Origin of the sequence: Rickettsiella endosymbiont of Aleochara curtula (assembly GCF_964030935.1) — a bacterium.
In the GTDB taxonomy this organism is placed as follows: Bacteria; Pseudomonadota; Gammaproteobacteria; order Diplorickettsiales; family Diplorickettsiaceae; genus Aquirickettsiella.
In genome coordinates this window covers 675,700-690,873 of record NZ_OZ034990.1, presented here as the reverse complement: position 1 = coordinate 690,873, position 15,174 = coordinate 675,700, and the positions used below count along the sequence as shown (strand labels likewise).

Genomic DNA, 15,174 nt, shown 5'->3' with positions numbered 1-15,174 from the left:
ACTCAATCTATTACTCTGGGGGTATGATTATGCCGAGAAAACGTATTGACCTTTTTCCCTGGTTAGTATGTGGCTTAGGGGCTCTTTTTTACTGTTATGAATATTTTTTGCGAATCTTGCCTAGTGTTATGACGGAAGATTTACTAAAAATGTTCAATATCAGTGGGTTGGCATTTGGAAATCTAGTCGCTTTCTATTATTACGCCTACACACCTATGCAGTTACCCGTAGGTATGATGATGGATAGGTTTGGGCCTAGGAAGTTATTGGCTTTTGCGTGTTTAGTTTGTGCCATAGGTACTTATCTATTTGCCCACCATTATCTCTCTACCGCTCAAGTAGGTCGTTTTTTAGTAGGATTTGGTTCTGCATTCGCCTTCGTAGGTGTGCTTAAGCTTGCTGCAATATGGTTTCCCCCTTCACGTTTTGCTTTTATTGCGGGTATGGCAACTTCTCTGGGAATGATTGGTGCAATGACTGGAGATATTATTTTATCAAAATTAGTATTTGCCTTAGGATCCAATGTCACACTGTATATTTCAGCGACCGTAGGTTTATTTTTAACTGTGTGTTTGTGGTATATCATACCCGGAAGTAATGGTGCAAGAACGTCACACGAAGGAGGTACGCCAACAACTCAGAGCTACGGGGAGTTTTTCCAGGCGGTGTTTAAACTGTGTAAAAATCCACAGATGTGGTTGGTAGGAGTCATAGGCAGCCTTTTATATTTATCCTTATCTGCGTTTGCTGAAGTTTGGGGAATACCATATTTAATTAGAACTTATGGTCTATCAAATTCAATGGCAGCGGTTAATATTTCATTTATATTTTTGGGTTGGGCGATAGGTAGTCCTTTGGTTGGTTGGGTTTCTGACAAAATTGGAAATCGACGTCACCCAATTATTATCGGTGCTTTATTAGGCGCTCTTATATTTACTTTACTCATTTATTTCCCATTTTTTTCTAGACATTGTCTAGGGGTTTTATTATTCAGTTTTGGTCTATGTAGTTCTGCACAAATTATTGTTTTTCCTATAGCTCGAGAACTTAATGTTCAAGGCTTAGCAGGTACGGCAATTGCAGTAACTAACTTGCTAGTTATGTTTGGCGGTGCTTTATCTGAGCCCTTAATAGGTAAAGCCTTAGATGTATTGACTGGCACACATGTTAGAGGAAATTTAATGGCATTTTCAATCGAAAGCTTTCAACATGCGTTAACCATTATTCCCGTTGCATTTGTTATCGCCGCAATATTAGCCCTTTTTGTTAAAGAAACACGCGGTGTGGTTGCCGATACATCTAAAGAGAGTTCAGTTGCAGGCCTTTAAGCCAAACCAGCTAGAGCTGTTTTTAATTGTATTAACGCTTTTTTTAGGCTGACATTATCTAGCGCATAGGAAAGGCGTAAATAACCGGGTGCGCCAAAGGCGGAACCAGGGACAGTAGCAATGTTAGCATTATTGAGTAGGTAATCGGCCAACTCATAATCTGAGCTGAATTTTTTACCAGTTCCAATAAAGGCATGAAAGGAAGGGAAGCTATAAAAGGCTCCTTGCGCAGGTAAGCAATGTACACCAGGAATGTCATTAAGACCCGCTGAAAAAAAGGTATGGCGTTGATGGTAGATCTCGTTCATATGCTGCACAGAGTCTTGCTTGCCGGTTAAGGCAGCCGTTGCAGCAAATTGAGCAATAGAATTTGGGTTAGAGGTGCTCTGTGACTGTATATTGGACATGGCGCGTATGACTTCTTTTGGTCCAGCCGCATAACCAATGCGCCAGCCAGTCATGGCATAAGCTTTTGAGCAGCCATTTAAGACTAAGGTTCTATCATGCAACTCAGGACATATATTAATAATGTTTTTAAAAGGCTCGTTTCCCCAGTAGATATGCTCATAAATGTCATCAGTTAGTATAAACACCGATGGATGACGTAATAAAATTTTAGCTAGCTCATGGAGTTCGGCATGCGTATAGACCATACCCGTAGGATTGGAAGGACTATTAATGATAAAAAGTCGAGTGTTTTCAGTAATCGCTGCTTCTAATTGCTGCGGTGTAATCTTTAAGCAGGACTCAATACAACCTGAAATAAAAACTGGCTTAGCTTCCGCTAATAAAGCCATATCTGGATAGGATACCCAATACGGTGCGGGGATGATAACTTCATCGCCTGGATTTAATAAGGATTGCATAAGATTAAAAATGGATTGTTTCGCACCACTAGAAACAATCACCTGATCCAATGCATAATCCAGTTTGTTTTCATGCTTAAATTTATTAACGACGGCTTGTTTTAAACGTAACGTGCCATCTACCGCGGTGTATTTGGTAAATCCTTCATCTAAAGCGAGACGGGCGGCTTGTTTAATAGATTCTGGAGTATCAAAGTCTGGCTCGCCTACGGTCAGATTAATAATAGGTTTGCCGCCGGCTTTGAGTCGATTGGCGGCTGCAGATAAGCTTAAAGTAGGGGATGGTTTAATTTGAGAAACCCGGTGTGATAGATTTATATGCATAGAATAGGTCTACTTAAGTTAAACTGGTGTTATAGGGTCTTTATAAGCTTCGCACTTGAATTTTTGGCTTTGTTGCCGCTCGGTTCGCAATCCTCATGTATTGCATATACACTCCGGTTGCTCATCTTCGGCGCCTTGCCAAAAACCCAATTGCTGTGAGTATATATTATCGGCGAGAGTTTAATAATAAAGCAAGTCAGCTCCAAGAACTATTTTTACTAATGTTTAATTCATTATTTCATGCCTAACACTTTTGTATTAACTTCGAATTTTAAACCAGCAGGCGATCAACCCATAGCAATCGAAGGAATGCTTAAGGGTTTGGAAGCAGGCTTGGCACACCAAACTTTGTTGGGCGTAACGGGTTCGGGGAAGACTTTTAGTATTGCGCATGTGATAAAAAAAATTCAGCGTCCCGTTATTATTTTGGCTCCTAATAAAACCCTAGCGGCGCAGCTGTATGGTGAGATGCGAAGTTTTTTCCCGCAGAATGCCGTGGAATATTTTGTTTCTTATTATGATTACTATCAACCCGAAGCCTACGTGCCTACGACCGATACTTTTATTGAAAAAGACGCGGCGGTCAATGAGCATATCGAGCAAATGCGTTTATCGGCTACCAAATCTTTGTTAGAACGACGAGATGTGATTATTGTAGCAACGGTATCGGCTATTTATGGTTTAGGTGATCCGAATACTTATATCGATATGATGTTACATGTGCGTCGGGGCGATCAAATCGATCAACGTTTTATCTTAAGACGTTTAACTGAACTACAATACAATCGTAATGATACGGATTTTCGTCGCGCCACTTACCGCGTACGTGGCGATGTAATCGATGTTTATCCTGCAGAGTCTGCCGAAGAAGCAGTACGTATTGAATTATTGGATGATACCATTGAACAGCTTAGTTATTTTGATCCTTTGACAGGTGAATTGCTTAGACGCGTACCGCGGCTGACTATTTATCCAAAAACTCACTATGTGACGCCACGAGATAAAATTTTAAATGCGGTAGAATCAATTAAAATTGAACTAAAAGAACGTCTGGCGCAATTACAAGCGGCAAATAAGTTAATAGAATTTCAACGTTTAGAACAACGTACGCGATTTGATATCGAGATGCTTTTGGAGTTAGGTTATTGTAACGGCATAGAAAATTATTCCCGTTATTTGTCCGGTCGCGATGCGGGTCAGCCGCCACCTACTTTACTAGACTACTTACCAAAAGACGCTTTGTTGGTGATTGATGAATCACACGTTACCGTCCCACAACTAGGGGCCATGTACAAAGGTGATCGTTCACGAAAAGAAACCTTAGTTGAGTATGGTTTTCGTTTACCTTCCGCTTTGGATAATAGACCCTTACAGTTTCAAGAGTTTTCTGATTTAGTTTTTCAAACCATTTATGTTTCCGCAACGCCGAGTGCTTATGAGCTTGAGCATTCGGGTGCAGTGGTGGAGCAAGTCATTAGGCCAACAGGCTTAGTTGATCCTTTGATTGAAGTAAGACCGGTCGCTACGCAGGTGGATGATTTGCTTTCCGAGATAAATCGCTGTGTAGCAAAAAACGAACGTGTTTTGGTTACCACACTCACTAAGCGCTTATCTGAAGATTTAACAGAGTATCTTGCCGAACATGACGTGAAGGTGCGTTATCTGCATTCTGACATTGATACGGTAGAGCGAGTCGAAATTATTCGTGATTTGCGCTTAGGTAAATTTGATGTACTGGTTGGAATTAATTTACTGCGCGAAGGACTGGATATGCCAGAGGTTGCATTAGTGGCGATTCTGGATGCAGATAAAGAAGGATTTTTGCGTTCCGAGCGTTCCTTAATCCAAACCATAGGTCGGGCAGCACGCCATATTCATGGTAGGGCTATTCTGTATGGGGATAGAATAACCGGCTCGATGCAAAAGGCAATAACTGAAACCGAGAGACGCCGCGCTAAGCAGCTCGCTTTTAATAAAAAACATCACATTACGCCAAAAGGGATTGCAAAAGCCGTGCATGATATTCTTGAAGGAGCGCGATCCGATGTTTCTACGAATAAACAGCATCTGCTTAAAGTGGCTGATGAGCAGGCTTACTATGCCGCTTTATCTCCAGAAGAACTCGCCAAGAAAATTAAACAATTGGAACGCGAAATGTTTAATTACGCGAAAAACTTGCAGTTTGAAGAGGCTGCAGAAACCCGCGATAAATTAAAAAATCTTAAAGAAAAAATAATGGGAATTGATTAAGCAGTTGCGTCTGTAAATCAAGAGTGTTATTTTCTCGTTTTATTTTTAGCATTTATTGCTTCGCGTGGAAGTGTCGACTGCGTTGACGGGTGACGCGCAGGCTAAGTTTATTTTTTGTTTGAAACAATAAAAAATAAACTGCCGAGAGCGGCAGGACCCGTCGATATAGAAGGACACCCTCTTATAACCTGTAGGCACGTAGCTCAGTGGTAGAGCACCACCTTGACATGGTGGTGGTCGGTGGTTCGATCCCACTCGTGCCTACCAACATTTTTTATAGAACTATGCCCGTCATTACTTTACCGGATGCAACCCAGCGTACTGTTGCAAGCGCTACTACCGCTTATCAAGTGGCAGAGCAAATCGGTCCTGGTTTGGCAAAAGCAGCTATCGCAGCTGAAGTGGATGGTCAGCTTGTCGATTTAACCTATCCCATTGATAAAGATGGTCATGTACGGATACTGACAGTGCGCGATCCGGAAGCTTTAGCCATTATTCGTCACTCGACTGCACATTTGCTTGCCCATGCCGTCAAGCAGTTATTTCCAACGGCACAAGTCACCATTGGACCGGTCATCGAAAATGGATTTTATTATGATTTTTCTTTATCACATGCGTTTACACCCGATGATTTGTTAAAAATAGAAAAACGTATGCGGGAATTAGTGAAGCAGGATTTACCCATACAACGTTCTACGATGCTGAGAGAAGAGGCCATTAAATTTTTTCGGGATTTGGGTGAGGAATACAAGGCAGAGATTATTACCGCTATTCCAGAACAAGAAGTATTGTCGCTGTATCGTGAAGGAGATTTTATTGATCTTTGTCGTGGGCCACATGTACCGAGTACCGGTAAGCTTAAAGTCTTTAAATTAACGCATGTTGCCGGTGCTTATTGGCGTGGCGATGCTAAAAATGAAATGTTGCAGCGTATTTATGGTACTGCTTGGTTAACAGAGAGTGATTTAAAAGATTATTTATATCGCTTAGAAGAAGCTGAAAAACGTGATCATCGCAAATTAGCGAAGCAATTAGATTTATTTCATATTCAAGAAGAAGCACCAGGTATGGTGTTCTGGCATCCTAATGGCTGGACGGTTTATCAAATTATTGAGCAATACATTCGTTCACGTTTGCAAAATGCAGGTTATCAAGAAATACGTACACCGCAATTATTAGCGCGTCAGCTTTGGGAAAAATCAGGTCATTGGGATAAATTTTTTAAAGAAATGTTTACCACGGCGACGGAAAATACCGAATTTGCGATTAAGCCAATGAATTGTCCGGGCCATATCCAAATTTTTAATCAAGGCATAAAAAGTTATCGCGATCTTCCATTGCGTTTCGCGGAATTTGGCTCTTGTCATCGTAATGAACCCTCAGGTGCTTTACATGGTTTAATGCGCGTGCGTGGCTTTGTACAAGACGATGCCCATATATTTTGTACCGAAGATCAGATTCAAGCGGAAGTGGCCGCTTTTATTGATTTGTTGTACGGAGTTTATGCCGACTTTGGTTTTAATGAAGTTATCCTTAAATTGGCGACACGCCCAGAAGCGCGTGTCGGTTCCGATGAAAGCTGGGATAAGGCAGAAAAAGCCTTAGCGCAAGCCTTAGATGCAAGAGGGCTAAAATGGACTTATTCGCCGGGTGAAGGGGCTTTCTATGGCCCAAAAATCGAATTTTCTTTAAAAGACTGTCTAAACCGTGTTTGGCAGTGTGGAACCGTCCAAGTGGATTTTTCTATGCCAGGGCGCTTAGGCGCTGAGTACGTCAGCGAGCAAGGCGAGCGCAAAACACCAGTTATGCTGCACCGAGCCATTTTAGGCTCTATAGAGCGTTTCATAGGGATACTGATTGAACATTATGCCGGTCATTTTCCCCTTTGGTTAGCGCCTACCCAGGTGGTTATCATGACGATTACGGATAAGCAGCGAGATTATGCTAATGAAATAGCCCAGGAATTAGAGCGTTTAGGGCTAAGAGTCAAGTTGGACTTGAGAAATGAGAAGATCAGCTTTAAGATTCGCGAACATAGCTTGCAGAAACTTCCTTTTCAGCTGGTGATAGGGGCAAAGGAAGTCGATACAAAACAAGTCGCCGTACGTAGACAAACAGGGGATGATTTGGGTAGTATGTCGGTCCATGCGTTTTATCAGATGATTCGGCAGGCTTGTGCCCCACAGTCGAATAGTCGAATCGATACGGAGAAATAGTTATTAGTACAGAAAAAGTTATACAGCAGCATAGACCAGGAGGAAGTTTTCAACCTAGGTCGGGAACCGGCAATGCAAAAAAGGTTAGGGTTAACAGCGAGATTCGCGTTCCACAAGTAAGGTTAATTGGCCCTGATCGTGAGCAGTTAGGCGTGGTTTCTTTAAATGATGCGCTAAGAAAAGCGGAAGACGCTGATCTTGATTTAGTAGAAATTGCACCAACAGCGGTCCCTCCCGTTTGTCGGATCATGAATTATGGTAAATATCTCTTTGAGTTGAGTAAGCAGAAAACTGCGCAGAAAAAAAAGCAAAAGCGTATTCAATTAAAAGAAATTAAGTTTCGACCCGTAACAGAAGAAGGGGATTATCAGGTCAAGCTACGCAACCTGATACGTTTCCTGCAAGCAGGCGATAAAGCTAAAATCACGGTACGATTTCGGGGTCGCGAAATCGCCCATTTGCACTTAGGCGCTAAGCTTATTGAGCGTTTAGAAAAAGATCTGGCTGCTTATGCCGCGATCGATGATAAACCTAAGATGGAAGGCCGGCAGATGGTGTTAGTGGTGAGTCCAAAAAAAACCAAGTAGCTAATATAATTAAGTAATGCGGAGTATCTATGCCAAAGTTAAAAAGTCACCGAGGAGCTGCAAAGCGTTTTAAGCCCACAGCTAAAGGTTATAAATGTGCGCAATCACACCATAACCATATCCTTACTAAGAAAGATAGTAAGCGCAAGCGTAACTTGCGTCATACAAATTTAGTTAATCCCAGTGACGTGCGTGCTGTCGAACGTATGTTACAAGGTTCTTAGAAAACAACGAAAGATAATTAAAGAGGTTAAAGACGATGCCAAGAGTGAAACGTGGGGTAACTGCAAGAGCCCGACATAAAAAAATCCTAAAAGCAGCTAAGGGATATAAGGGCGCACGCAGCCGCGTCATTAGAGCGGCGAAGCAAGCGGTAACTAAAGCCGGTCAATACGCTTATCGTGATAGAAAGCAAAAGAAACGTGATTTTCGTGCACTATGGATCGTACGTATTAATGCCGCTGTACGTGAACATGGTATGATTTATAGCCGCTTTATTGCGGGCCTTAGCAAAGCAGAAATTGCTGTTGATCGTAAAATTTTAGCGGATTTAGCCATTACCGATAAAGCTACTTTTGCGCAGCTCGTAGAGAAAGCTAAGCAAGCCTTAGCTTAATTTATTCCTATTCTATTACGTCTTAGCGCGAGCGTATTAACCGTCATTGCGAGCACCGTAGGTGCGCGGCAACTAGACATTCGCTCGCCATGACGACCATTTTTTTAAAATATCCACTACTCACTTAAGGTTTAATTCGCTAACTTTGATGGTGGGAATATATATTTAAAAATTATTAATTTAATTATTTATTTAAATTAAAATAATTATTTTAATCTTCCCAATTTTTTTTATTCTGTTAGCATGGTTAAGTGTTTTATATTTAAATAAGGATAATAATTATGCCAAAAGAAGATTTTATATGGCGCGGTGAAGAAATTGTTGTTAAAAAAAATAGTTTTGCAAATAGCTTAGTGGATGGTCTCAATGACGTTTTTCAAAATGGATTTAAGCAAACTGCAGTAGACAAAGAAATTTTAAGTGAATTTAAATATTTATCTCAAACTTATATTACTGCATCAAGTACAAAATGTAGTGCCATTGGTCAGGATAACGAGCTTCTTTCGGCTGGGACTTATGGGTATATTTACTTAGTGAAGGCTGAGCAAATACAGCTTGCTTCTTTACAAAAAGGATCTTACGCAATTACACCAGAAATAGATTCTAGTTTTATCGTCGGTGCGATGCCTTCTGCATTTGTAGCGTTTGCTTTAGGAATAAATGAGCAGAGCTTTATTACAAATCCACGGTATCAAGAAGATGAGTTAAACGAGGATCTAAAAAAGCGTTTAGGAATAGTAAACTGTATCGTATCCGATAATTTTTCTAAGAAATATTCTAAAGATACCTTAGAAAATATTTATAATCGTTATTTACATACGGATGTTGTAACCGAATTTTTCAAACAAAATCATGCTTCAAGGTTATCGCAGGCATCACCACCAGCGCTTCATCCTTGAAACATGTAGGGCCCGATGACGATTAAACGGTGACACGTGCGAATAGTGATCGAGCTAGCGTATGATTATCAATAAACTCTAGCTCGCTACCTAATGGAACACCATGCGCAATGCGACTGATCTTAATCCCTTTTTGTTTAATCAGTTCAGTGAGATAGTGTGCCGTTGCTTCGCCTTCTACGGTGGGATTAGTTGCTAAAATAATTTCTTGCGGCATCTGTGTGTTGATACGCTGGACAAAATGTTTGATACCTAATTCCTCAGGACCAATTCCATCGAGTGGCGACAAGCGTCCCATTAGAACAAAATAGTAACCACGGTAGCTGGCAGTTTGTTCGATAGCGAGCACATCCACTGGCGTTTCAACTACACACAGTAGACTACTATCTCGATTTGGATTTGAACATAGCGCACAAATAGATGTTTCGCTTAAATCTCGACACTGTTCGCAATTTTTCACTTCTTGAATCGCCAGTTCTATAAGCTTTGCAAGCGCTAAGCTATCTTCCCGTTTTCCTTCCGCTAGTATAGTGCCATACACTATACGTGCTGCAGATTTAGGCCCTATTCCCGGCAAGTAACAAAATTGGGAGATTAATCGTGTTATCAAAGGAGTAGCCATTTTTACATCTACATAATAATAAAAATATATTAAGTTATTCAGTAGTTGCTAAGTCACTACTAAACTTGGTCTGCATCAGACTGGTTAAGTCATTTAATTTTTGACGTGATGCTTGTTCAATTTCTTTTAGTGCGGCATTAAATGCAGCTACCAGCAATTCTTCTACAAATTCTTTCGGTTCTTTTAACGAAGCGGGGTCCAGCCAAATAGATTTCACCGTGTGTCGGCCATCCATTTCAACTTTAACCATACCGCCACCGGCTTCTCCAGTAACCACTATTTGCGCTAATTCGGCTTGAGCAGATTGCATTTTGGACTGCATGTCCTGGGCTTGTTTTAAAAGTGTATCTAGGTCAACTTTCATATTCATTTTATTTTCCTCTTAGTAAGATCATAATTTACTTGTCATTGCGAGCGCAGTAGGTGCGCGGCAATCTAGACATTCGCTCGCCATGACGACGATTATCAAGATACTGGTTCGCATCTTGAAGTGCAATAAGTATATATGGAGGTTTATTCAATCTTCATCTAGAAGCTGAATAGACTCAGTCTGTAGTTTAGCATCAAATGTTTGCATAATCGCTTGAATGGCCGGATCGTTTTGTAGTGCTTTTGTCGTGTGCTCTAAACGCTGCGATTGGTGTTGTTGCTGTAAACGTGCGGGTGTCGATAAATCCGTATCGCCAAGGCTGATCGCTAATGTGGTTGGCTTCTCGAAATAGCCGGAAAGCGCTTGTGCTAACTTAGCTTCTTGTTTAACGCTGCGAAGTGCGGCTTGCCTAGGGTCTAAGCATAAAGCAATGTGGCTGTCTTGATAAGACTGTAAGGCACACTGCTGGGCGAGAGCATAGGTTAATCCGGTTAAGTTTAATTGTTTGATAAGTGTAGGCCAGTGTAAGTCCTTGTGTGTAGCCGGCGTTATTACTTTGTGGTCTATTGGGTGCGTAGCGGTTTGTTTTTTTGCTGTTAGCTTAGGTGGAGGAGCGGTTTTTTTTGCTACGTGGTGAGGATCGGTCTCTTCCATAGCAGGTTTGAACGCTAACAATCTAAGTAACAGCATCTCAAAGCCTAGTCGTGGCGTGGGTGCCAACGCTAAATCGCGCCGGCTTAATAAGGCAATTTGATAATAAAGCTGGATGTCTTCCGGCGAAAACTTTTGGGCGAGGTCAGTGACGGCTTGAGCGTACTTAGTTTCAGTCTTAAACCGCTGGCTCAGTGCCATATCATGTAAAAAAGTCAGGAGTTCATCAATAACCCATGAAAAATCTACGGCGAGCGCGTTTAACTTTTCGACTAGGGACCAGAGCTGCGTAGTATCTTCTAAAATCAATGCTTCTAATAGACTGCTTACTTCAGTGTTAGCGACATGACCGAGTAATGTATTGATATCCTGTTTGGTGAGATTTTGATTGGTATAAGCGATCGCTTGATCCAATAAACTTAACGCGTCACGTAAACTACCGCGCGCGGCTTGTGCAAGTGGCGAGAGTGCTGCGGATTCGTAAGGAATATTTTCATTTTTTAATACATTAGCAAGATGATCACTGATTTGCGTGGCAGAAATAATTTTTAAATGAAACTGTAGACAGCGTGAAAGTATGGTGGCGGGTAGACGCTGTGGATCGGTGGTCGCTAATAAAAAAATGACATGCGGTGGAGGTTCTTCGAGAGTTTTTAGTAAGGCATTAAAACTATGCGAAGAAAGCATATGTACTTCGTCAATAAGATAGATTTTATAGCGGCCTTGGCTGGGCGCATAGTGAACATCAGCCAGTAGATCACGTGTATCCTCTACTTTGGTGCGTGAAGCGGCATCCACTTCAATGAGGTCGGTAAAACGATTTGTATTAATCGCTAGGCATGGTGCACACCGATTACAAGGCTCAGGCGTGATTTTGGTTTGGCAATTTAAACATTTAGCGAGTAAACGTGCTAAGGTTGTTTTGCCAACTCCGCGCGTGCCGGTAAAAAGATAAGCGTGGTGAATTCGTTGTGTATTCAGCGCATTTTTTAGAATGCGACAAGTAGATTCCTGACCAATTAACTGATCGAATGACTGAGGCCGATATTTTCGTGCAAGGACTTGATAACTCATAAGAAACCCCTTGACCCGATCGTCAAATCTCTAATGGAGGCGGTTATAGCAGCCACACCTCGGCACACACATGGACAACTACCGCTGCTTCCTTCCGGATCTGACGGGGTTCGCTGCTTTGCGTTGCGAAGGGACCGATATAACCACCATTGGCGGAGAGAGCGGGATTCGAACCCGCGGTAGGGATGAACCTACACACACTTTCCAGGCGTGCTCCTTAAGCCGCTCGGACACCTCTCCCAGAAAGCTGCCAGGTTAAACTAGAATACTTAATTTGGCAATTATCAGATGAGGAATTTGCTAGCGTCATTATCGAATAGATGAATTAGATGAAAACGGCGGCGCAATTTCGTATACAATAGTAGCCCTTTTAAAATAATGCTTCTTTTTAATATTAAATTCATATGTCAGACCTAGCATTTCCAGCAGAAATTTTATCTAGAAGAACATTTGCAATTATTTCTCATCCGGATGCGGGTAAGACTACATTGACAGAAAAGCTTTTGCTGTGGGGAGGTGTCATACAACTGGCTGGGACGGTTAAAGCGCGTAAAGCCGCACACCATGCTACTTCTGATTGGATGGCCTTAGAAAAGGAAAGGGGAATCTCTGTCACGACTTCTGTCATGCAATTTCCTTATCAGGATTGTATTTTTAATTTATTAGACACGCCTGGACATGCCGATTTCTCTGAAGATACCTATCGTACGTTAACGGCTGTTGATTCTGCCTTAATGGTGATTGATGCGGCTAAAGGCGTAGAGCCGCGTACCAAAAAATTATTAGAGATTTGTCGTTTACGCCAGATTCCCATTTTGACTTTTATTAACAAAATGGATAGAGAGGCGCGCACACCTATAGCATTATTAGATGATATTGAATCGACATTGGGGATCGCTTGTGCGCCGATCACTTGGCCGATAGGAATGGGGAAACAATTTAAGGGTATTTATCATACGCTAGAGGACAAGGTTTATTTTTATGCACCGTCAAGTAATTTAAAACGTAAAGAGAGTGAATGTTTTGTAGGTCTGCATCATCCTAAGGTAAAAGAACGAGTCGGAGTTATATTTGATGAGCTACAAGATGAATTAGCACTCATTAAAGGAGCGAGTGCAGATTTTAATGAACAAGATTATCTTGCAGGAAAGTTAACACCGGTTTTTTTTGGCTCGGCGATTAATAATTTTGGCGTACAAGAATTGTTAGCGGCTTTTGTGAAATATGCACCGTGTCCACAGCCTAGACAAACTGATGTTCGAATTGTGTATCCGCAAGAAGCGAATTTCAGCGGATTTATATTTAAAATTCAGGCAAATATGGATCCAGCACATCGCGACCGTGTTGCTTTCTTGCGAATATGTTCTGGAAAATACACACCGGGTATGAAAATATTTCATGTCCGAGCGCAGCGTGAAATCACTGTACATAACGCACTGACTTTTATGGCAGGTGATAGAGTTAGAGCGGAAGAGGCGTGGCCAGGCGATATTATTGGTTTGCATAACCATGGTACGATACAGATAGGTGATAGTTTTAGCATGGGAGAAACGTTAAAATTTTCTGGGATTCCCTCGTTTTCACCAGAATTATTTCAACGAGTCCGTTTAAAAGATCCATTGAAATCTAAAGCCTTATTAAAAGGATTGATGCAATTATCTGAAGAAGGCGCTATACAAATTTTTAGACCTTTGAATAGTAGTGAATTAATTTTAGGGGCAGTGGGTGTTTTACAATTTGATGTGGTGGCGTACCGATTAAAGCACGAGTATAGAGTAGAATGCGCGTATGAAGCGGTTAATATTGTGGCGGCGCGCTGGGTGAGTGCAGAGGATAATAAACAATTAAAAGAATTCGAACATAGAGTAATTCTAAATTTAGCCCATGATGCTAAACAAAATCTGATTTATTTAGCACCGAGTCAGGTTAATTTAAAGTTGACTATGGAACGTTGGCCAGATATTTGTTTCTCACAATTAAAGGAGATCTAAACTTTTCTAATATACTCTTCGCACTCGAATTTTTGTCTGTGTTGCGGCTCAACTCGCAATCCTCATGTATCTTGAAAAAATGAAGGTTGCTTCATTCGCGCGGCGCCTTGCCAAAACCCACGCTGAGAGTTTAGCCGGGCATGTCAAGAAGGAAAAAATAATGAAAGAAGAAGCTTATCAGCATCTATTAGCCACTGTCATCAAAAATGCTAGACGTGCGGTGAATGCTAACCATGCAAAATCGGATTTTATTTCTAATCTAAGTTATGAATTGCGCACCACTTTGGCTAATATTATCGGTATGGCGCAATTATTAAGTATGGATTGTTTACTTCCTAAACAGCAGCGCTATGTTACGGATATTCTTGAAGCAAGCGAGGCTATTTTACCGTTAGTGAATCGTTTACTCAATCTTTCTGAGTTAGAAGCACAACATATCGAGTTGCAATTCTGTACTTTTAATTTAAAGCATTTATTAGAAAAAGTGATTAATCAATTATCTTATCAGGCAGGGATGCGGCGCTTACAGTTAATACTGGATTACCCAGAAGATATTCCTCGTTTTTGGATAGGCGATCCGAATTTAATTTACCATATCTTATTCCATTTAAGCAGCCACGCCCTAAATAATACCGAACAGGGTATGGTTGTTATATCGGTTGTTAGTCCTATAAAAGAATTTGCTTCCTCGCAAACCGAAATTATCTTTAGTATTAAAGATACCGGAAAAGGTTTAAATGAGACTGAGTTATTAGCATTGAAGGCTTGTTTTAATCAAGTTAATCATCGTCGTCGTTATAAGACTTTTAATTTAGGTTTGTCTATTATATTGAGTTATTTGCGCGTATTAAAAGCGACTTTAGAGGTTGAGAGTACACTTGGAAAAGGCAGTCATTATATTTGTCGAATTCCGTTACAAGAACTTAAAGAACCGATCGACGTTACACGCATAACCAAGAAAAATAGTTTGGCTATTTCTAATACTATGACATTACGAGTCTTGGTAGTAGAGGATAATGAAATTCTTCAGCGTATTTATAGTTCCTTTTTGGAAAAAAAAGCCATACTTTACGATATGGCTAGTAATGCTGAAGTTGCTTTAAAGTATTATATGCAAAAACAGTACGATCTTATTCTTATCGATATTGCTTTGCCGGATAGTGATGGTATGGCTATTGCACAAATAATTCGTCAGCAGGAAACAGCTAACGAACATATCCCAATTATTGCCTTAACCGCTTATGGTCAGACTAGCGATCAGCAGCAATTTCTTCAAGCCGGTATTGATGAAGTACTGATTAAGCCTATTAAAATTGAAGAAATAAATTATTTATTAGAAAAATGGATACAACCTAAAGTAGTCTTAAATGTTTGAAGCAA

Annotated in this window: 13 protein-coding genes, 2 tRNA genes and 1 other RNA gene; 10 read left to right on the top strand and 6 right to left on the bottom strand. The window is 40.9% G+C overall.

What is annotated here, in order from left to right:
• Positions 1-29: 29 nt before the first annotated feature.
• Positions 30-1,328 (top strand): MFS transporter, encoded by a 1,299-nt coding sequence (locus AAHF87_RS02970; protein ID WP_342146911.1) that lies wholly within the window; start codon positions 30-32, stop codon positions 1,326-1,328.
• Here the strand turns inward: AAHF87_RS02970 and AAHF87_RS02965 are convergent.
• A complete protein-coding gene (locus AAHF87_RS02965) occupies positions 1,325-2,518 on the bottom strand; it encodes a pyridoxal phosphate-dependent aminotransferase (protein ID WP_342146910.1) in 1,194 nt (397 codons plus the stop codon). The genes AAHF87_RS02970 and AAHF87_RS02965 overlap by 4 nt on opposite strands.
• 240 nt (positions 2,519-2,758) lie before the next feature.
• Between AAHF87_RS02965 and uvrB the strand changes: the two genes are divergently transcribed.
• From uvrB to AAHF87_RS02930, 7 genes are all read left to right on the top strand, one after another.
• A complete protein-coding gene (uvrB, locus tag AAHF87_RS02960) occupies positions 2,759-4,768 on the top strand; it encodes an excinuclease ABC subunit UvrB (RefSeq protein WP_342146909.1) in 2,010 nt (669 codons plus the stop codon).
• 192 nt (positions 4,769-4,960) lie between these two features.
• A tRNA-Val gene (locus tag AAHF87_RS02955) sits at positions 4,961-5,035 on the top strand.
• A gap of 17 nt (positions 5,036-5,052) precedes the next feature.
• Positions 5,053-6,984 (top strand): threonine--tRNA ligase, encoded by a 1,932-nt coding sequence (thrS, locus tag AAHF87_RS02950; RefSeq protein WP_342147867.1) that lies wholly within the window; start codon positions 5,053-5,055, stop codon positions 6,982-6,984.
• A gap of 20 nt (positions 6,985-7,004) precedes the next feature.
• Positions 7,005-7,571, top strand: a complete 567-nt coding sequence (gene infC, locus AAHF87_RS02945; RefSeq protein WP_342147866.1) for a translation initiation factor IF-3 — start codon at positions 7,005-7,007, stop codon at positions 7,569-7,571.
• Positions 7,572-7,600: 29 nt separating this feature from the next.
• Positions 7,601-7,795, top strand: a complete 195-nt coding sequence (gene rpmI / locus AAHF87_RS02940) for a 50S ribosomal protein L35 (protein WP_342146908.1) — start codon at positions 7,601-7,603, stop codon at positions 7,793-7,795.
• A gap of 35 nt (positions 7,796-7,830) precedes the next feature.
• On the top strand, positions 7,831-8,187 hold the full coding sequence (gene rplT, locus AAHF87_RS02935; protein WP_342146907.1) for a 50S ribosomal protein L20: 357 nt from the start codon (positions 7,831-7,833) through the stop codon (positions 8,185-8,187).
• A 281-nt stretch (positions 8,188-8,468) separates the two neighbouring features.
• Positions 8,469-9,086, top strand: coding sequence for a hypothetical protein (locus AAHF87_RS02930; protein ID WP_342146906.1), 618 nt, complete (start codon positions 8,469-8,471; stop codon positions 9,084-9,086).
• Between the two features lie 22 nt (positions 9,087-9,108).
• Here the strand turns inward: AAHF87_RS02930 and recR are convergent, their stop codons facing one another.
• The 5 genes from recR to AAHF87_RS02905 form a co-directional block, all read right to left on the bottom strand.
• Positions 9,109-9,708, bottom strand: coding sequence for a recombination mediator RecR (recR, locus tag AAHF87_RS02925; protein ID WP_342146904.1), 600 nt, complete (start codon positions 9,706-9,708; stop codon positions 9,109-9,111).
• Between the two features lie 34 nt (positions 9,709-9,742).
• Entirely contained in the window at positions 9,743-10,078 is a 336-nt protein-coding gene (locus AAHF87_RS02920; RefSeq protein WP_342146903.1) for a YbaB/EbfC family nucleoid-associated protein, read from the bottom strand.
• A 147-nt stretch (positions 10,079-10,225) separates the two neighbouring features.
• Entirely contained in the window at positions 10,226-11,803 is a 1,578-nt protein-coding gene (gene dnaX, locus AAHF87_RS02915) for a DNA polymerase III subunit gamma/tau (RefSeq protein ID WP_342146902.1), read from the bottom strand.
• Between the two features lie 43 nt (positions 11,804-11,846).
• Positions 11,847-11,943: signal recognition particle sRNA small type (ffs, locus tag AAHF87_RS02910), an RNA gene on the bottom strand.
• A 10-nt stretch (positions 11,944-11,953) separates the two neighbouring features.
• A tRNA-Ser gene (locus AAHF87_RS02905) sits at positions 11,954-12,043 on the bottom strand.
• 164 nt (positions 12,044-12,207) lie between these two features.
• Here AAHF87_RS02905 and AAHF87_RS02900 point away from each other — a divergent pair.
• Positions 12,208-13,794: a peptide chain release factor 3 gene (locus AAHF87_RS02900; protein WP_342146900.1), complete on the top strand. Its 1,587-nt coding sequence runs from the start codon at positions 12,208-12,210 to the stop codon at positions 13,792-13,794.
• A gap of 64 nt (positions 13,795-13,858) precedes the next feature.
• Complete coding sequence (locus tag AAHF87_RS02895) at positions 13,859-15,169, top strand: hybrid sensor histidine kinase/response regulator (protein WP_342146899.1); 1,311 nt, start codon at positions 13,859-13,861, stop codon at positions 15,167-15,169.
• Positions 15,170-15,174: the final 5 nt, after the last annotated feature.